The sequence below is a fragment of the Legionella tunisiensis genome, from assembly GCF_000308315.1.
Classification (GTDB): Bacteria; Pseudomonadota; Gammaproteobacteria; order Legionellales; family Legionellaceae; genus Tatlockia; species Tatlockia tunisiensis.
The window spans coordinates 1-17,232 of sequence record NZ_CALJ01000285.1; the positions used below are offsets into that span (position 1 = coordinate 1).

Sequence of the window (17,232 nt, forward strand, 5' to 3'; positions counted from 1 at the left end):
AGTTACCACCATTTTCTTCCTTCCAATTCGGAGAAACATATAAAAGTAAATTAACAGTACGATAAAATTTCCTATCTATATCATGCGAATTATCTAAATGGGGATTGATATAATATCCTTTGAGTAGGGTACTAATGCCACCCGCAAATCGCGACGGATCGGGCATTTGGTTTTTAATCCCCGTGATCGCTTCAATTTCGGCAACCACTCTTGGACTTTGGATAGCCTTGTTTATATCCTGTATCAGACTCGATGTATCCTTTAGATGGCTATATCGTAGCTTTAATTCCCCGTGATGACTTAATACATGCATGTCCTTGGGGTTAGGAAAATTAGCATAGATTTCCTCTACGATTTCAGTAGGAAGAAGGTTATCCAAGGCAAAATGGCGTGCCACTTTTATAGGATGTTCAGAGGAAAATTGTTTTTTCAAATCCTCCCTGGCTTCACTTAATCTTTTTACGATTAAATCCGTGAGATGATCAGCGAATTGATTGTTCATATTAATAACCTTCTAAAATTCATCACTAGCCCAATTACATCTCTAAGATATACTCAATGATATTAGCCTAATTATAACAATGCATGGCTTTGAAAAAGCAAGGCTTGGGCAGGTTAACACAAACATTTAGCAACTGATTTTTCAGCTATACCCCCAAAACAAGAACTACCTAATCATCCTCTCCAACCGTTTAAGATTCATTCCTGCAAGGAATCTATCTCATAAAATATTTCGTTGTATTATTACCAATTAAAATGGAAAAATTAATAACAACAAGGTTTTTTAAAATTCACAATGTGTGCCTTATTGATTAATAGAGGAAAATGCCATGAGCAGTTTGCGTATATCCATTGGCCAACAACCAGCAATTAACTTAGATACACCTATTCGTAATATTCCTAAAGAGACTACTACACTTGATTTGAACAAATTTTATTAGCCATACCTGAATGGATAGCTTCATTAAATTTATCTTCTAATCAACTTTCTGAGAAAAGCATCAATGAGCTAGTAAAATTTCAACCCAAATCCCTCACACAATAAGACAGCTTTATTTAGATGCCAATTCGCCAGGTGAATTGGCACAGGGAAACCTCCAACAAGTTTTTGCAGCCATCCCCAAAACAGTGACTTCACTCTCATTGATTGGAAATACCTTTCTCCAAAGCGGCGAAGAGTTAGCCGAGGCCTTTGCAGCCTTAGGCCCCGATCTCTTGACTCTTGATTTATATTTCACAGAGTTATCCGAATTGCCATTAGAAACCTTAACGCTTTTAGACAATTCTTTACCCTATTTGTATTTAGAGTATGATGAGATGGTGAAAATGGGGCCTGAAAAGGTGAGAACTTTAAATGATGCTTTTCCAAATATTGAAAATATCATCCTAACTGGCAGCCCCTGCGACACAACCAATCTGTTTGCAAAAATCAATTTACTCAGAACCTTAGGATTTAGAACCCCACCCCTTCACTCGCCGATCAATGTGCTTTTTTTGAAAACGTTCTACTGAAATTACTGACCTCTCCTCTCTTCCAAATGAACTGCTGGAAAAGATTGATTCATCTTATTGATTACGCTTAGCTGGAATCTTTCTAGTAAACCTGGGAATGGTTGCTCTACTCCAAGGAGAAGAGCAACCATTCCTCATTGGAATCCAGCCAAGAAAACTATTCTCTGTATTATTTAAATTCTAAATGAAACAATTATTGACAAAAAGAGACGCTATCTTTGCTGCATTAATACTAGTTAGGGGAATTTAATAATGAGCGGTCTTTCAACTTTAAAACTAAACGATTCAGACGTTAACTTGGCAGAATCCATAAAAACACTTGGCACAGACATTACGCGACTTGATTTGAGCGAAAATTACCTTGCATTCAAAAATATTGATGAAGTTGCCCAGCTATTAAAAACTATTCCACCATGGGTAACCGCACTTAGCTTAGCGAACAACCATCTTATTTATGACCCTGACAAGCTAATCCGAATGTTATCATCCATTCCCAAAACTATAACCACCCTGGATTTAAGCTACAATCTTCTGAATATACGTACGGGCAATGTTTTAAAAGAAGTTTTCACTGCTATACCAGAGGGTGTAAACGAGCTAGTCCTGAGTCGACAAGCGTTGGGGTTAAACAGAGCTGACGAACTAGTTACAGCCTTCAGCGGCCTTTCTCCCAACATAACAACGATGGATTTAACGGTAACACAGTTAAATGGTTTATCTTTGGAAAGCTTAATTCAATTGAGAAACTCCTTACCTCATTTGCGCAAAATTTATTTATCTTATGATGAAGTATCAACGATGCCAGAAAAAATTTGGCTGCCTTGGTTGATATTTTTCCGAACGTTGCTCGTGAGAATATTATTTTTATTAAGGATGGTGTCGCACTTAACGACAGCAACGACATCAATTTGTTGATGGCTAACTTCCTTCGCACACAAAAGATTAAATCAAGCGTGCCTTCACTCCTGAATCAATGTGCTTTTTTTGTAAAGCGTCCTACTGAAATTACTGATCTCTCCTCTCTTCAAATGAACTGCTGGAAAAGGTTAGCTCATCTTATTGATTATGCTTAACTGGAATCATTCTAGTCAACCTGGGAATGGTCGCTCTACTCCAAGGAGAAGAGCAACCATTCCGATATGGAATCCATTCAAAAAGGCCTCACTTACTCGGTCTTATTTTTCAGTTTTTGCAGTCATGAAAACAGCCTGAATAAGTGCCAACGTATTTCCCGTTACTTGACAATAACCCCGCCCGTCATCCCAAACCCTAACAAGGTATGAATAGTGCACTTATAGTTATAAATGCCTGGCTTAGTAAAGGTATAACTAAATTTTGCGCCAGGAAGGATATAGCCTGAATTAAAGGCTCCATTTGAGCTGGTAACGGTATGATCTTTCTTACCCTGGTTTAACCCACGTTACCGTTTGTCCTACAGAAACAGTAATCGTTTTTGGTGAATAGTAATTGTCTTTCATGATGACAATTTTTGATTTAGGCTGGCTAAGTGCGTGGCAGTCCTGGGCGAACAGTAAAAAATAACTAGCGATGCAGAGATTATTTGCTTGGATAATCGTTGCTTAACGTCTATTTATTAATATCCATTGTCCATCGTTAATAAATTTTAGCATATGAATTCATAATTGATTTTAACCTTTGGAAGTAACGGTCATACATAGTTCGAAGTAGCTCAATTTTAAACAAAATTTTAACCAAAAGTACCTTCATTTGTTAATCAAGGTACTTTTTCATTAAGCGTTCTTAGGAGGTTAAAAAAATGAATTAACTTTTTCCTGTAACTCTGCCGGAAGAGAAGATATATCATAATTAAAAGTATCTCTATTTATAAAGAACGCACACTGATTTACAAGCGACGGTACGTTTACTTTGAACCCCAATTTTTTAAGCAAATTGGCTCTTCCGATCACATCGGGAGCAGCTGTTGCCGTAGTACTGTCAAGCACAATAATCTCTTCAGCGCTGGGAAAAGCTTCATTTAAAATTCTCACCTTTTCAGGTCCCATTTTCGCCATCTCATCATACTCTAAATAGATAGTTTGCAAGTAAGGTAAAGAATTTTTTAATTGCTTTAAGTGATCTGTTGATAACTTGGCTAACTCTGTGAAGTAAAGATCCAACGTTAAGAGGTTTGGTCCGAGAGATGCAAAGGCTTGAGCTAACTCCATACCGTCTTGGAAAAAATATTCCCAACTAATGATAACGATGTCACTGTATGGGGTACTGCCGCAAAAATCTTTACCAGAGATCCTTTTTCTGGCTCATCAAAAAATTTCCACCAAAGTCCAGATGTCTTACAGTCTTGGGAATAGCCGATAAAATTTGAATTATTTCATCGATGCTCTTCTCACCAAAACCATTACAAGACAAATTGAGTGACGTTATCCTATCAGGAATGGCAGCTAAGACTTGAATAATTTCTCCTGTGTTTTTGGATCCGAGTTTGTTTTCAGCCAAATCAAGCTCGGTTATACCAGCACCAAGATTTCTGATTGGTTCAATTAAGTCAATTGCAGGTTGTTCTGCAAGCAATATCTGTTGTTTATTCATCAATGCATTTCCTCTAACAATTAGCATAAAGTGTTAATTTAGACCTTTGCGCTCAATATTATTGCTTTTTGATTAATTTTAATAAAACGAAAGATTTTCTGAATAAAATTCCTAAAAGGAATTCATAGTGAAGAAAACGAGCATTAATGAGGTAATCAAAAGCAATGAGGAAATAAAAATTTATGCCCTATAGAATTAACTCCAACCTTAATGAGCAAGCATTAAGGTTTCAAAATCACGGGCAATATAGTCTGCCTGCAGTAACTCTGCTTCCTGATATGAAGTGAGCAGTGCAATGACAAGCATTCCAGCTTCTTTTGCAGCGATAATGCCATGCGGTGAGTCTTCAATCACCAGGCATTGATTTGGAGAAAATCCCAATTTTTTAGCGGTAAGTAAATAGCCCTCGGGGGAAGGTTTTCCATAGCGCACATGATCAGCTGTCACGATAGTATTGAAATGAGATGCCTGAATGTCCGGTTCCAATTTTTTCAGTACAGTGAAAATTTCTTTTTGAGTAGCGCCACTGCAAATGGCGAGTTTTTGGTTTGCCTAATAGCTTGCTTGATGTATTGAGCAACACCCTTGATAACAGGCAAAGCATTTTTATCACTAATGAGAGAGGTAAAGTAACTTTGTTTTTCTCGATCATTTGATCGATTTTATCCAATGGCAGATTAAATCCTTTACTGGCCAATAATTGTGGAAATAATGTTTTGTCAGCTAAGCCTAAATAGTTTTCTTTATATTCTTCGTAATCAAGATGAAGACCCATGCCTTTTAATACATAATCACAAGCTTCATAGTGAATCGGTTCGCTATCCAAAATGACTCCATCAAAGTCAAAAATAATTGCATTAAATAGCTTGTCATTTGGCTTCATAAAATTGCACTTAAACATTATTAAACTTCCGAAGAAATCTATTTTATCTCACAAGAAACAGGCCCATTATCCAGTTGAATTTGGTTACCACCATAATCGGTCATACATTGACCTTCGTAGTGTTGATTCTTTTTATGGGCTTGTGCGGAAATAAAGATCCTAAGACGCGATGGATCATCTTGATCGACCGCCACTAAAGTAAATTCTTATCTCTCAGACTAAACAGCGTAGTCTTTACAGGATAAGGAAAATCAATCTCTGGCAAATCACCTGCTTTGCTCGGCACTGCAAATGAGAGAGGTTCTTTTATACCCTGCAAAACACAGTTCACTGATTTTTGTGCTGCATTTGCCACGCTCAATTGGCTAAAAAATAACAGTATCAATAAGCAAATTTTGTTCATCCAAATAATCCTTCCCTGTATCAATTGCGTAAGTTTACACGTTTCTCCTGCAGCTAAACAAACGGTATAAATGGGATAGCCGTGTTCTCACCAATAAAATTTCACTCTGCGAAAATTTCAATACCTGACTAGCTTGTCACCGCTAAGTAGGTTAACTTAATTTAACGGCGGGAGAAATGAGAATCGGATGATTAAAGCCTACCTGGATCACGGTGCCCTACAACTTCATGAAATCACTGAAAATAATCTTCCTTTATTGAAAGATGCCATTTGGCTTGATTTACTTCATCCCACGAAAGAAGAAGAATTACAAATTGAAAAATTCTTAAATTTGAATATTCCCACTCGTGAAGAAATGCTGGAGATTGAACTATCCAGTCGACTTTATAAAACCAAAGAGGCACTGTTTATGACAGCGTTAATGATTGCACAATCAGCCTCGCCAGATCCCAAACATGATGCGATAACTTTTGTTCTTACCAAACAACAGTTGATTACGATACGTTATATCGAACCGCTGGCTTTTAAACTATTTACAACGAAAGTACAAAAAATTGATATTAACTGCCATCAACCAGCTAACTTACTCATCGAGTTACTGGAGTCCGCAGTAGATAGATTAGCCGATATGCTGGAAACGGTTGGCCACCATTTGGAAGAAGCCTCCAACACTATTTTCCACCAACAGCAAACCGCAACCACTGAAAAACCTGATTATCAACAAATCATTCAACACATAGGTGCCAATGCGGATCTAAATACCAAAGCGCGCGAATGTCTGGTTACCCTTAATCGCTTAATTACTTTCTTTGGGCAATCAGCCGGTACTCAAATCGATAGTGAAGGGCAAGTCAGGTTAGGTACTTTAGCCAAAGATATTGGCGCACTAAGTGACCACGCCAACTTTATTTCCAGTAAAGTGAATTTTCTTCTTGATGCAACGCTGGGAATGATTAATATCGAACAGAACGCCATTATCAAAATATTTTCCGTCGCGGCTGTTATTTTCCTGCCGCCAACCTTGATCGCCAGTATTTATGGCATGAATTTCCATTTCATGCCGGAATTAAACTTCAAGTGGGGTTATCTCATAGCGCTTGGCCTCATGATTTTATCAGCTCTGATACCCTATAAGTATTTTAAGCGAAAAAATGGTTGTAAATTGATAAATCAAAAAATTCATAAAAACCAACACAAAGTATAAAGTGTCCCTACTAACAACGTTGTTAAAAAATTCTCTGTTACTGATATTTTAGAAAGAAAAACCTTTAAGGACTTACTACCTATCGCTACGCTCGTGAAAGACTCACGTTTTAACCAAGTATTAAAAAAGGTTGAGCAAACCAATACCACCTCTGCTCCCAATCCCAGTGAAAAGAATAAAACAGTGACAACTTCAAATTACCTGCGCGACCGATTTTTTCATCTCTATCCAGAGATAAATGAAAGGGATAAAGAACGTCTAAAAATCTGGATTATCCTGGTTATGATGCCCCCGAAAAATTACTTATGTAGGCGGTGTAATTCCTTTAAAGAGACTACCTTCTTTGACTTGTAAGCCATTAAATTTACATGCTATAAAGATGATTCAATTGCCATGGAGCCTCCCAGATGAGGTTTTCTTTTATTATCTTAAATCTCATTGCATTCAGTCTGACAGGCTGTGAAAAAATAGCCGTAATGACTACTCCGCAAAAACGAGCTATTTCATCCCATAGTGAACTGGCCAAGAAAGCAGAACTTTATTTTTGGAGCACCTTACATCAAGGCCACTATGAAGATTTGGCTAAAGTAGATTACTTATTAATGGCTGCTTACCTACAAAATCCGAATGACCCCAAGCTTGCCGCCTATATAGGCTTTACTCACATCTGGAAAATCACCGAACGGCAGCGCCTGCCACAGGAATCCCCCCAAATTACCAATGAAATTGTTCTGGCAAAAAATATTTTTCTGATGCCTTTACTCTTGATCCTCATAATGCGGTCTTCGAAGGTTTCCTGGGAGATACCCAATTAATTGAAGGTAAAATTTTTCATGATAAACGCGAAGAAACACGGGGTTATTTTACTTTACAGCGTGCGATAACCAATTGGCCGGAATTTAATTATTTTACCGCAGGTTATCCAATGAGTACCTTAGCACCACAATCCGATTATTTTAAAGAAGGCTTGGAATGGCAATGGCGTACTCTGGATTTGTGTGCAGGAAGAAAAGTCGATCGCAAAAATCCTGATTATAAATTCTATATGACTCGTAAAACTCAGCAAGGCAAAGGACGCGCGTGCTGGAACTCATGGGCTGCTCCTCATAATTTTGAAGGATTTTTTATGAATATGGGCGATATGTTAGTGAAAGCCGGCGATTGGCAAACTGCGATCAAAATATATCAAAATGCCAAACTCGCCCAAAACTATCCGTCTTGGCTCTATCGCCAAATGCTGGAAAAAAGAATTTTGAATGCGAAGGCTAACGTCGTCAATTTCCAGAAAGACAATCCTGATCCAGACAAAGCCATCCTGTTTAACTCTGGCTATGGTTGTGTAGCCTGCCACCAACGCTGAATGCCCGGAAGCAAGACGATTAACAACGGTTTATTCCTGGGGTTCTTCCTTTGTCTCTTTAGGACTCTTGCGTTTAAAACCTAAAGCGCGTAAACGCTCATCAATCGTAGGGTGGGTAGAAAATGCGTTACTAAATGACTTCACTGGATCAATACTGGACGGATCAAACAAGTAAGAAGCGTGTCGCACCTGTTCATGCGGTGTTTGTCCGTACTGATCGCTATATTGCTCAGCATGCTGGTGATGATCTTGAGTGATTTTCAGTAGTGCACGCGCCATAGGTTCATTGTCACGCATTAATTCAACTGAACCAGCATCCGCCATGTATTCCCGTGTACGGCTTACAAAGAGTGCTAAAACCACCGTAATGATCGGTAAGATGTAACGTAGCAACATGATAACTAATGCCAAGCGATTATCGTCACGCCGATCACGTCGATAAATCACGCTGTAAAACAAAATATCAATTACAATCAAGAGAATATTACTTAGCACGGCAACCATCAGCGTCAACTTGATATCATGATGGCGAATATGACTTAATTCATGCGCCATGACTGCCTGTAATTCTGCCCGATCCAATTTTTCCATTAAACCGCGGGTAATAGCGACCATCGCTGATTTTTCACTATAACCACTGGCAAAGGCATTCATGTAGTCTGCTTCGATGATATAAACCTTAGGCATATACCGCAAACCTGCAGCAACCTTCATTTCCTCGACCACATTATAAAGTTGCTTTTCCTGTAATGTTTGAGCAAGGTTCTCGTTAATCTCGCGTGAGTCAGTACCAAGTAACATAATGCGATCATAGAGTGTATAGGTAACCAATAAGGATATCGCTGCAAAAGCTATCATTAATATCGTTGCATAAGGTATGACACGCCAGGTGACCAGAGCATAAATACACTGTTGTAAAGTGGCTTGAGGATAGAGCGACTGCACAATAACCACATCCGCAAACATACCAACGCCAGTATAAACAGCAAGAAAAATCAGAATTACCCAGAAAGTTCTGCGTTCATTACGGCGCAATTGCTGGCGCCAATTGCCTATGGATGCATGATAATCAGAAAGAGCCATAAATTACTCAAATTTCACAGTATAGTCTTCGCGTGCTTTAATTTGATCGTCAGGCAATGACCAATATTCAAATACTTTATCCAATTTATCACGGAAAAACCAACCACCATCGATTCAAAAAAGGATTTTTCTTCGCATTGTAACGTTCAATGCTATCATTATAGGCTTGCTTGGAGTATGCCAGTTTATTTTCGGTATTAACGATCTCTTCTTGCAATTGCAAAACGTTCGAACTGGCCTTCAAGTCAGGGTATTGCTCAAACACCACGTTCAAGCCAGATGCAATTTGCGAAATCCCGTTTTCTGCTGCCATCCGTGCTTTTTCATCGCCAGCAGCTTTGGCTGCTTGTGCTTGATTACGTAATGCCACCACGTCTTTTAAAGTGGTTTTTTCGTAATCCATGTATTTTTTACTGATTCAATTAAAGATTCGAATACTTTGAAGCGCCGATCTAATTGAATATCAATTTGACGTTTATTGTTATTAATAGCCTCAATTAAGCCAATTAAGTTGTTAAAAATGCCTATCGCCCAGAAGACAAGTAACACAACGATGACTAAAATCGCTATGAGAAAGGTACCCATTGTTCTATCCCTTTTGTTTTCTCTCCAATAAGTTATAGCTCTAAAATGAGGGAAAAAGCAAACCCTTAACTAAGGGTCGCACTCGACTTATCATAAAGCCACTTCCCCTCTCGAGGAGTTAGCGTAGGCCAGAGATTGTAGAAATGATGTACCGGCCCATGTCCTAAGCCAATTTGCTCATTTTTCGCCGCCTCTATTGCCTTAAACACATATTCTTTAGCTATCTTACATGCTTCCTTTAGCTCAATGCCTAAAGCCAGACAGGCACTGATAGCAGCGGATAAGGTACAGCCCGTTCCATGTGTATTTTTTGAATTAATTCTAGCTCCCTCAAACCAGTAGAACTCTCCTTCCTGATTAAGAAGGAGATCATTGGAATGGGACGTCGATAAATGCCCGCCTTTTAATAACACATTTTGTGGGCCTAGTTTAATCAGCTTTCGTGCCAGTTCCAGCATGTTGTCACTCGAGAAGTGAATCTCACCAATTAAATCCCAAGCCTCAGGTAAATTCGGAGTAATCACTGTAGCAAGCGGAATAAGCGCCGATCTCATAGTATCCAAAGCATCAGCTAATAGCAGACGATCACCACTTTTAGCGACAAGTACGGGATCAAGGACGATAGGGATTTCCGCCGCGTAGCGCCTAAGGAAATTGGCAACCAGCTCAATAATCTCTCGTTTAAAAAGCATCCCTATCTTAATACTGTCCGGCCGGATATCTTCAAAAATAGTATGCAATTGATCATCGATAGCCTGTAAAGGCAGCTCATAGCAAGCTTTAACCCCACAGGTATTTTGTACGGGCAACGCCGTGAGTACCGTCATACCATAACAACCAAAAGCGGAAAAAGTTTTCAAATCGGCTTGAATACCCGCTCCGCCAGAACCATCGAAACCTGCTATAGACAGGGTTTTATAGCGCATAGTCATTTTCTATCTCAATTAATCTAATTTTACGAGCAAACTATCCTTAGCGCTTGCAATCCATTCACTGAATAATTCCCAATCAGGTTTATATAACCTATCAATGAATACTTGCCGAAAAGCCCCTGGTCCTTGTATTTTATGTTGGGTTAATTGCCCACATAAACCAAAATAAGCAGTTGCCAGAAAAGCCGCCTGGTAAATGCTTAAACCAATTGCAGCAAAAGCGGCAATGACAGCAGTCAGCGTACACCCCATCCCCGTCACCAGAGGCATCAGGGGTGAACCAAAGGGTAAATTGATTGCCTGTCTGCCATCGGTTATAAAATCAATCGGACCACTTACCACAACGATTTTTGATGGTGAAACAGCAAGTTGTTGAGCAGCATGCATTGCTTGATTCACGCTACGGGAAGATTCAACGCCTTTTGTATCGGCAGCTTCATCTCTCAGAGCCAGGATCTCACTGGCATTTCCGCGAATAATATCGACATAAGGAAGAAAGGATTTCGCTGCACTGGTACGTAAACGACTTGCACCGGCGCCAACCGGATCCAGTACGACAGGTTTTTTTGTATCTTGGCTAATTTTGTGGCCTCGAAGGCTCGCTCATAGAAGGCTTGATCGATAGTACCTAAGTTGATGTTGACCACTTGACTGATCGTCACCAGCTCTTCAATTTCATCCATCGCTTGACTCATTAAGGGGGCCGCCCCCAACGCCAATAGGCTGTTAGCCATAAACTCCATGGTGACAAAATTGGTTAAACACAAAACCAACGGTTTAGTTTGACGCAGACTAACGACAGCGTCTTCCAAATCCTTCAACAGATTAATCATTTCTCACTTCCTTCTATTAATTGACGTAGAGTTGCTGCCATAAGAGCAGGGTTTTCCGCCTTATGAAGAGCACCAATTATCGCAATCCCCTTCGCTCCGGCGGCCATAACCTCATTGACATTGTGTTGATCAATACCACCTATACCGATGATTGGATGAGTTGAACGCAGGCTTAAACTGTGCAGCCCATCCACCCCCCAGATTGTGCGAATATTCTTTTTATGCTGAGTAGGGAAGACTGCGCTGGCAGCCACATAATCAACAACATACTGATTGGCTCGCTGCAAATCATCCTCCGTTTCTATTGATAAACCGAGAAATTTACCTGGGCCCAGACGTTGCCTGGCGAGTTGTGGTGAACCGTCAGTTTGTCCCAAATGCAGTCCCTGGGCATTAACTGCCAAGGCCAGTTCAAGATCATCATTGATAATAAGAGGAATATTGTAGTGATCTAAAAGAGTCTTAAGTTTAGAAGCGAATTCTAATAAAAAAGCGGGGGAAGCATTTTTTTCACGCAACTGGACAGCACTAACGCCTGCACTGACGCATTGCTCAATAAAAACCAAATACTCAGCTAAAGAACAAGACTCCCGATGAGTAACCAGCATAAGCTTGTAAAATGGAACGGCCATAACATCCTTCTATTCATCAAACAGAGGATGTGACGTCAAAGATAAGCCCTTTTAAAGGCTATTAATAAGAAAGTATCTCTAACCATCACACTCCCTCCGCAGGCATTAACCAGAGCAGGTTTTAAGGGTTTTTCTCAGCCTTGCAACGCTAATTGCTACAAAGCACCCCCGGTGATAAAAACGACATTAATCTAGTTGAAGCGAAAAAACTTGTCAACCTGAATACAATTTTCAACAGAATTGACAGCCATTTTCTTTTGCAAACCAAGCGACAAAGTTCTCTTATTGTAATGAAATTACAACTATTTTATGATTGGGAGGACTATATTCCTAAGAAACGGATCTTCTATGTTAAAAAAATCATTGGATTGACTGCCCTTTCTTGCTCGTTGATGACTTTAGTACATGCTGAGTCCTCTACTACTCCCGCGACTGCACCTTCGAATCCTCAAGCCTCTGGTGCGCCCCCTACCAGCTACATGCCAGTAGTCATGCAAGAGACATTTCAAACAGTTATGAAGCGAATGTCTGATGCAAAAGATGGAATTAACAAGAAACAGCAAGATTTACTGAATCAACGTTATGACTTAAGCAACAAACCATCGCAAAATGCGCAGATGTCAAATGGCAAACCAATCCAGGAAGGTGTACGTGTTAAGTTACCCGATGGAACAACTTGGGATCAGCTCGCTAAAATGACACCAGAGCAAATTAAGGAAGAAGGGTTATATCCCCAAGGCTTCCTGCCTCTACCACACCCCAACCACCCGGAAGGGGGCATGCTTTTTCCGAAATTCGCTATCGATGAAATCAACAAACAGGAACACCGCGATCTGACTCGCTTTGATCTGGATTTTGATATTCCCGACCATTTTTTACCACCGTTTCCTGCCCCAATATTTTTGACGACTCGTCCAGATCTTGGCGATGTATCACAAGGAAAACTGGTTACTATCGAGAATTATTTCGAATTATTTAACGGCATTCTTAATCCTAAACAATTGGAAGGCCTACGCTTATTGGTAACCCCCTTTCCGCAACAACAATTTAACCAAACGGATGATCGACGTACTGTAACACCAAGCCGCGGCGTTGCTTGCCTTGATTGCCATGCCAACGGCCATACCAACAAGGCAACCCATCTGGTTGGCGACATTCGTCCACAAGAGTTTCGTCATCGTATTAATACTCCGACTTTACGCGGCGTAAATATCCAACGACTCTTCGGCTCACAACGCGCATTAAAAACAATCGAAGATTTTACTGAGTTCGAACAACGCGCCGCTTACTTTGATGGCGATCCAGTCATTGCCACCAAAAAAGGGGTCAATATTCTTGAACGCGGCAGCCAAGTTCACTTCATGGCTGAATTTCAGGAAATATTAGATTTTCCGCCTGCTCCTAAATTAAGCTGGGATGGGAAATTAGATCCTGCTAAAGCTACTCCGGCGGAGTTGCGAGGCCAAGCACTCTTCTTTGGTAAAGCAAGATGTGCAACTTGTCACGCGCCTCCTTATTACACCGACAACAGCATGCATAACCTGCATACGGAACGTTTCTTTAATCCACAAACCATCAATGGGCTTCGAGCTGTAGGTGATGGACCGATTAAAACCTTTCCTTTACGCGGCATCAAAGATTCTCCACCTTATCTGCACGATGGCCGTCTGTTGACCTTGGCTGATACAGTTGAGTTTTTCAATCTAGTTTTGCAGCTGCAATTAAATACTCAGGAAAAAGCCGATCTAACTGAGTTTATGAAAGCCCTTTAATACTCTCTGCCTGACGTGCTTTATGCCTGAGAAAGAGCCCCAAAATTTTTTATAACCTACGTCCTGCGCTATGCACAGGACGTAGGTTATATTTTTGTATCCTCTCTCAGCCTTTATGCATAATATCCCTTCGCTGTTGCGAAGCTCTACCTCATTAAATAAAAGGTGAGACCGGCCAAATCACACTGACCAGTCTCACCCCTCTCAGAACCACTCTATTATTGACCTATGATCCATAGGTTATTATTTCTAGTTACTGGTGGGGCGTAGCCTCCGCTAACATATTGCTGCCAGGTTTCAGCGGGTTGAAGACAAACATTACATCGAACCATGTGCCAGCCAGTTCCTGAAAATCCTTCTTGTACTGTACAGGATGCACATGCCGCTTGGCTTGTTCCTGCTGCAATCATAGAGGTAGCAAATATTAATCCGGCTACTGTTGATTTAATCTTCATAATAAATCTCCTTATACTAACTGCACCATTATGATGCAGAATCCTACGGCTTAATTATAGACTAGGTTAATAGTGACGACAGAAAATATATCGTTTAACAATATAAATATATTGTTTTTTGCATTATATTTGTTGATAAACAATATATTATGAGTGTAATATAAGCAAGAATAACTACGGAGAATTTTTAATGAAAAAATACAACTAACAAGCCATATACTGCATCTTTTTTTAGAGTACTTTGCTGGAGTATACCTTTTGTTACCGCTTATCTGATTCTATTTAATATAGAAAGTATGTTCAATTGGGGAGCATGGTCTTCCATTATCTCTGCAAGACATGTCCATGATCCTTCCAATTATTCACTCATACACCGGTTAGTTATTTTAACCATTCAGTTATTACCCTTATCAATAACAGTTATGATTTTTAACAAGCTGGCCAAATTGTTTAATCTATATGGGACAGGAAATTTATTTGAAGAAGCGAATATCAAGTTAATTAAAAGTATTAGCATTTACATGATAGTAGGAGAATTGATTCAATTAATTTACCAGCCATTGATAACTGCAGCACTAAGTTTCAATAATCCTGCAGGGGAGCGTTTTGCTAGCATTACATTAGGAACAACAAATGCATCCACCTTAATTACCGCTTTTATTATTTTAATTGCTTCGTGGATCCTCAAAGAAGCCAATCAACTAAAGTCAGATTCTCAATTAACAATTTAAGGAAGTAGACCCATGCCAATTATTGTTAATTTAGACGTTATGATGGCTACGCGAAAATGCCGCCTTAAAGAGTTAGCTGAGGCCACAGGAATTACTGAAGCGAATTTATCGATTTTAAAGAATGGAAAAGCAAAAGCCATCCGTTTTTCAACTCTTGAAGCCATTTGCTCTTATTTAAACTGTCAACCAGGCGATATTATTGAATATAAAATTGATCAAGACCATTTGCTAATAAAAGAAACGGGGTAACGTATTAAACATAGCGAATCGGAGCAAGCGATATATTCTATTTAGATTTCTTCTTCGCTTTATCCAACAAAGGCTTTAAAAATTGTCCTGTATAGGAATGCTTGCATTGTGCAACCATTTCCGGTGTACCGGTTGCAATAATTTGCCCGCCTTTATGTCCCCCTTCAGGGCCAAGATCAATTAACCAATCTGCTGTCTTTATCACATCAAGATTGTGCTCAATGATGACAATGGTATTGCCTTGTTCGCGCAAACGGAATAAAACTCCAAGCAGTTGTTTGATATCGTGAAAATGCAAGCCTGTAGTAGGTTCATCGAGAATATAGAGTGTGCTGCCGGTATCCCGTTTTGATAATTCACGAGCCAGTTTGATACGCTGCGCCTCTCCTCCTGACAAGGTAGTAGCATTTTGGCCTAAACGGATATAAGACAAACCGACATCAATTAAGGTTTGGCATTTTCTAGCCAGCACCGGCACCGCATCAAAAAAGACGCGAGCATCTTCTACAGTCATATCCAGAATTTCGTGAATATTTTTACCTTTGTACTGAATTTCCAGCGTTTCTCGATTGTAACGCTTGCCTTTACATACGTCGCAAGCCACATAAATATCAGGCAGAAAATGCATTTCTACTTTGATAAGACCATCACCCTGACAAGCTTCGCAACGTCCTCCACGGACGTTGAAACTAAAGCGGCCTGGCTGATAACCACGTGCTCTTGCTTCTGGCGTACCTGAAAATAACTCACGAATCGGCGTAAATATGCCGGTGTAAGTTGCTGGATTAGAGCGTGGTGTTCGACCAATTGGGCTTTGATCAATATCAATCACTTTGTCGCAAAGCTCCAAGCCCTTGATATCGCGAAGCGCCCCCCGGCGTTAAGAGGCTTGCCCTATTTAATCGATTCGCAGCGATGGGGTAGAGTGTGTCATTAACTAAACTCGATTTGCCCGAACCAGAAACCCCGGTTGCACAGGTAATAAGTCCCAAAGGAATACTGACGCTGATGTTGCTTAAATTATTACAAGTCACGCCAGTTAAATGAATCATCTTGTTTTCATCAACAACGACCCGCTCCCTGGGCACAGCAATTTCTTGTTTGCCGGACAGGTATTGCCCAGTCAAGGAGGATGGCTTAGCCATGACTTCTTCTGGAGTACCGCTAGCGACTATTTTTCCGCCATGCACACCAGCTCCTGGACCAATGTCCAGTACATAATCCGCTGAACGAATCGCATCTTCATCATGCTCTACCACGATGACGGTATTACCTAGGTTTCGCAAATGAAAAAGCGTCTGCAGTAAACGTTCATTATCCCGCTGATGCAGACCAATAGAGGGTTCATCAAGGATGTACATAACCCCTACTAACCCAGAACCAATCTGACTGGCAAGACGAATTCGTTGTGCTTCACCACCAGACAACGTTTCTGCACTACGAGTAAGGGATAAATAATCCAGACCTACGTTAACCAGGAAACCCAAACGTTCAACAATTTCCTTATTAATTTTGGCAGCAATCTCACCGCGATAACCCGTTAATTGCAAGTTTTTAAAGAATTCATGTGCTTTTTTCGATCGAATAGGCCGTAATTTCAGGTAAATTTTTATCAGCAACAAACACATGGCGCGCTTCTTCTCTTAAGCGCGTGCCATGGCAGGTCATGCAAGGGCGAGACGAAAGGTATTTCGCCAATTCTTCCCGAATCATTGCTGAATCCGACTCTCTATAGCGGCGCTGCATATTAGGAATAATTCCTTCAAAAACATGCCTCTTAACCATATAGCCGCCATGAGGGCGTTGATAGCGAAATTCAATTTCATCTTGTCCGCTGCCATAGAGCACAATTTGCCGTATCTTCTCAGGCAAATCACAAAAAGGCAGTTCAATATCAAATTTGTAGTACTTAGCCAGTGACTCCAACATCGGGTAATAATACGTGGTTTTCTTATCCCAACCACGAATAGCCCCTTCTGCCAGACTGGCTGTCTGATCATGCACCACGCGCTCCGGATCAAAGAATTGAT

Annotated in this window: 18 protein-coding genes, 5 pseudogenes and 1 riboswitch; of the genes and pseudogenes, 8 read left to right on the plus strand and 15 right to left on the minus strand. The window is 40.3% G+C overall.

Annotated features, from left to right (window positions below; genetic code table 11):
- A pseudogene (locus tag BN58_RS16825) lies at positions 1-502 on the minus strand (2OG-Fe(II) oxygenase); the annotation flags it as partial.
- 578 nt (positions 503-1,080) lie between these two features.
- Between BN58_RS16825 and BN58_RS16835 the strand changes: the two are divergent.
- Positions 1,081-1,512, plus strand: coding sequence for a hypothetical protein (locus BN58_RS16835; RefSeq protein ID WP_026069558.1), 432 nt, complete (start codon positions 1,081-1,083; stop codon positions 1,510-1,512).
- Positions 1,513-1,764: 252 nt separating this feature from the next.
- Positions 1,765-2,427, plus strand: a complete 663-nt coding sequence (locus BN58_RS16840) for a leucine-rich repeat domain-containing protein (protein ID WP_026069559.1) — start codon at positions 1,765-1,767, stop codon at positions 2,425-2,427.
- Positions 2,428-2,746: 319 nt separating this feature from the next.
- On the opposite strand, the pseudogene BN58_RS38015 reads toward BN58_RS16840, so the two are convergent.
- From BN58_RS38015 to BN58_RS35025, 7 genes and pseudogenes are all read right to left on the minus strand, one after another.
- Positions 2,747-2,875: pseudogene (locus BN58_RS38015) on the minus strand (cupredoxin domain-containing protein); the annotation flags it as partial.
- 406 nt (positions 2,876-3,281) lie between these two features.
- The gene (locus tag BN58_RS16845) at positions 3,282-3,698 is read right to left on the minus strand and encodes a hypothetical protein (RefSeq protein WP_026069560.1); all 417 of its coding nucleotides are present in this window, start codon (positions 3,696-3,698) and stop codon (positions 3,282-3,284) included.
- 70 nt (positions 3,699-3,768) lie between these two features.
- Positions 3,769-4,080 carry a hypothetical protein gene (locus BN58_RS16850; protein ID WP_026069561.1) on the minus strand — a complete coding sequence of 104 codons (312 nt, stop codon included), beginning with the start codon at positions 4,078-4,080 and terminating at the stop codon, positions 3,769-3,771.
- 207 nt (positions 4,081-4,287) lie between these two features.
- Positions 4,288-4,614, minus strand: coding sequence for an HAD family hydrolase (locus BN58_RS36520; RefSeq protein ID WP_156812603.1), 327 nt, complete (start codon positions 4,612-4,614; stop codon positions 4,288-4,290).
- On the minus strand, positions 4,517-4,963 hold the full coding sequence (locus BN58_RS31215; protein ID WP_198009967.1) for an HAD hydrolase-like protein: 447 nt from the start codon (positions 4,961-4,963) through the stop codon (positions 4,517-4,519). The genes BN58_RS36520 and BN58_RS31215 overlap by 98 nt, the downstream gene beginning before the upstream one ends.
- A 38-nt stretch (positions 4,964-5,001) precedes the next feature.
- Entirely contained in the window at positions 5,002-5,157 is a 156-nt protein-coding gene (locus BN58_RS35020) for a hypothetical protein (RefSeq protein ID WP_019217830.1), read from the minus strand.
- Positions 5,157-5,366, minus strand: coding sequence for a hypothetical protein (locus BN58_RS35025; RefSeq protein WP_019217831.1), 210 nt, complete (start codon positions 5,364-5,366; stop codon positions 5,157-5,159). Before BN58_RS35025 ends, BN58_RS35020 begins: the two co-directional genes overlap by 1 nt.
- Before the next feature lie 187 nt (positions 5,367-5,553).
- On the opposite strand from BN58_RS35025, the gene corA reads away from it, so the two are divergent.
- The 3 genes from corA (at position 5,554) to BN58_RS35035 (ending at position 7,930) form a co-directional block, all read left to right on the plus strand.
- Entirely contained in the window at positions 5,554-6,570 is a 1,017-nt protein-coding gene (gene corA / locus BN58_RS26595) for a magnesium/cobalt transporter CorA (protein WP_019217832.1), read from the plus strand.
- 407 nt (positions 6,571-6,977) lie between these two features.
- Complete coding sequence (locus BN58_RS35030) at positions 6,978-7,385, plus strand: hypothetical protein (protein WP_019217833.1); 408 nt, start codon at positions 6,978-6,980, stop codon at positions 7,383-7,385.
- Between the two features lie 110 nt (positions 7,386-7,495).
- Positions 7,496-7,930: a hypothetical protein gene (locus tag BN58_RS35035; RefSeq protein ID WP_019217834.1), complete on the plus strand. Its 435-nt coding sequence runs from the start codon at positions 7,496-7,498 to the stop codon at positions 7,928-7,930.
- 30 nt (positions 7,931-7,960) lie between these two features.
- Here BN58_RS35035 and htpX read toward each other — a convergent pair whose 3' ends face one another.
- The 5 genes and pseudogenes from htpX to thiE all read right to left on the minus strand — a co-directional run bounded on the left by htpX (position 7,961) and on the right by thiE (position 11,995).
- Positions 7,961-9,013 carry a zinc metalloprotease HtpX gene (gene htpX / locus BN58_RS16875; RefSeq protein WP_019217835.1) on the minus strand — a complete coding sequence of 351 codons (1,053 nt, stop codon included), beginning with the start codon at positions 9,011-9,013 and terminating at the stop codon, positions 7,961-7,963.
- 3 nt (positions 9,014-9,016) lie between these two features.
- Positions 9,017-9,598 (minus strand): annotated as a pseudogene (locus tag BN58_RS37200) (LemA family protein).
- A gap of 65 nt (positions 9,599-9,663) precedes the next feature.
- The gene (gene thiD, locus BN58_RS16885; protein ID WP_019217836.1) at positions 9,664-10,524 is read right to left on the minus strand and encodes a bifunctional hydroxymethylpyrimidine kinase/phosphomethylpyrimidine kinase; all 861 of its coding nucleotides are present in this window, start codon (positions 10,522-10,524) and stop codon (positions 9,664-9,666) included.
- Between the two features lie 18 nt (positions 10,525-10,542).
- Positions 10,543-11,363, minus strand: a pseudogene (thiM, locus tag BN58_RS26610) (hydroxyethylthiazole kinase).
- Complete coding sequence (thiE, locus tag BN58_RS16895) at positions 11,360-11,995, minus strand: thiamine phosphate synthase (protein ID WP_019217837.1); 636 nt, start codon at positions 11,993-11,995, stop codon at positions 11,360-11,362. The pseudogene thiM and the gene thiE overlap by 4 nt, the downstream one beginning before the upstream one ends.
- A gap of 73 nt (positions 11,996-12,068) precedes the next feature.
- Positions 12,069-12,175: riboswitch (TPP riboswitch) on the minus strand.
- A gap of 212 nt (positions 12,176-12,387) precedes the next feature.
- Between thiE and BN58_RS16900 the strand changes: the two genes are divergently transcribed.
- Complete coding sequence (locus tag BN58_RS16900; RefSeq protein WP_051131948.1) at positions 12,388-13,767, plus strand: cytochrome b6; 1,380 nt, start codon at positions 12,388-12,390, stop codon at positions 13,765-13,767.
- Positions 13,768-13,985: 218 nt separating this feature from the next.
- Here the strand turns inward: BN58_RS16900 and BN58_RS16905 are convergent, their stop codons facing one another.
- Positions 13,986-14,222, minus strand: a complete 237-nt coding sequence (locus tag BN58_RS16905; protein WP_019217839.1) for a hypothetical protein — start codon at positions 14,220-14,222, stop codon at positions 13,986-13,988.
- Between the two features lie 296 nt (positions 14,223-14,518).
- On the opposite strand from BN58_RS16905, the gene BN58_RS26615 reads away from it, so the two are divergent.
- Complete coding sequence (locus tag BN58_RS26615) at positions 14,519-14,953, plus strand: DUF2975 domain-containing protein (RefSeq protein ID WP_019217840.1); 435 nt, start codon at positions 14,519-14,521, stop codon at positions 14,951-14,953.
- 12 nt (positions 14,954-14,965) lie between these two features.
- Positions 14,966-15,202, plus strand: coding sequence for a helix-turn-helix domain-containing protein (locus BN58_RS16915; RefSeq protein WP_019217841.1), 237 nt, complete (start codon positions 14,966-14,968; stop codon positions 15,200-15,202).
- A 37-nt stretch (positions 15,203-15,239) separates the two neighbouring features.
- On the opposite strand, the pseudogene uvrA reads toward BN58_RS16915, so the two are convergent.
- Positions 15,240-17,232, minus strand: a pseudogene (gene uvrA / locus BN58_RS26620) (excinuclease ABC subunit UvrA); the annotation flags it as partial.

Coding starts and splice junctions, on each gene's coding strand:
- BN58_RS16840 (WP_026069559.1), top strand. CDS start 1,765: ATGAGCGGTCTTTCAACTTTAAAACTAAACGATTCAGACGTTAACTTG.
- BN58_RS16845 (WP_026069560.1), bottom strand. CDS start 3,698: ATGGAGTTAGCTCAAGCCTTTGCATCTCTCGGACCAAACCTCTTAACG.
- BN58_RS16850 (WP_026069561.1), bottom strand. CDS start 4,080: ATGAATAAACAACAGATATTGCTTGCAGAACAACCTGCAATTGACTTA.
- BN58_RS31215 (WP_198009967.1), bottom strand. CDS start 4,963: ATGAAGCCAAATGACAAGCTATTTAATGCAATTATTTTTGACTTTGAT.
- BN58_RS35025 (WP_019217831.1), bottom strand. CDS start 5,366: ATGAACAAAATTTGCTTATTGATACTGTTATTTTTTAGCCAATTGAGC.
- corA (WP_019217832.1), top strand. CDS start 5,554: ATGATTAAAGCCTACCTGGATCACGGTGCCCTACAACTTCATGAAATC.
- BN58_RS35030 (WP_019217833.1), top strand. CDS start 6,978: ATGAGGTTTTCTTTTATTATCTTAAATCTCATTGCATTCAGTCTGACA.
- BN58_RS35035 (WP_019217834.1), top strand. CDS start 7,496: ATGAGTACCTTAGCACCACAATCCGATTATTTTAAAGAAGGCTTGGAA.
- htpX (WP_019217835.1), bottom strand. CDS start 9,013: ATGGCTCTTTCTGATTATCATGCATCCATAGGCAATTGGCGCCAGCAA.
- thiD (WP_019217836.1), bottom strand. CDS start 10,524: ATGCGCTATAAAACCCTGTCTATAGCAGGTTTCGATGGTTCTGGCGGA.
- thiE (WP_019217837.1), bottom strand. CDS start 11,995: ATGGCCGTTCCATTTTACAAGCTTATGCTGGTTACTCATCGGGAGTCT.
- BN58_RS16900 (WP_051131948.1), top strand. CDS start 12,388: ATGACTTTAGTACATGCTGAGTCCTCTACTACTCCCGCGACTGCACCT.
- BN58_RS16905 (WP_019217839.1), bottom strand. CDS start 14,222: ATGAAGATTAAATCAACAGTAGCCGGATTAATATTTGCTACCTCTATG.
- BN58_RS26615 (WP_019217840.1), top strand. CDS start 14,519: ATGTTCAATTGGGGAGCATGGTCTTCCATTATCTCTGCAAGACATGTC.
- BN58_RS16915 (WP_019217841.1), top strand. CDS start 14,966: ATGCCAATTATTGTTAATTTAGACGTTATGATGGCTACGCGAAAATGC.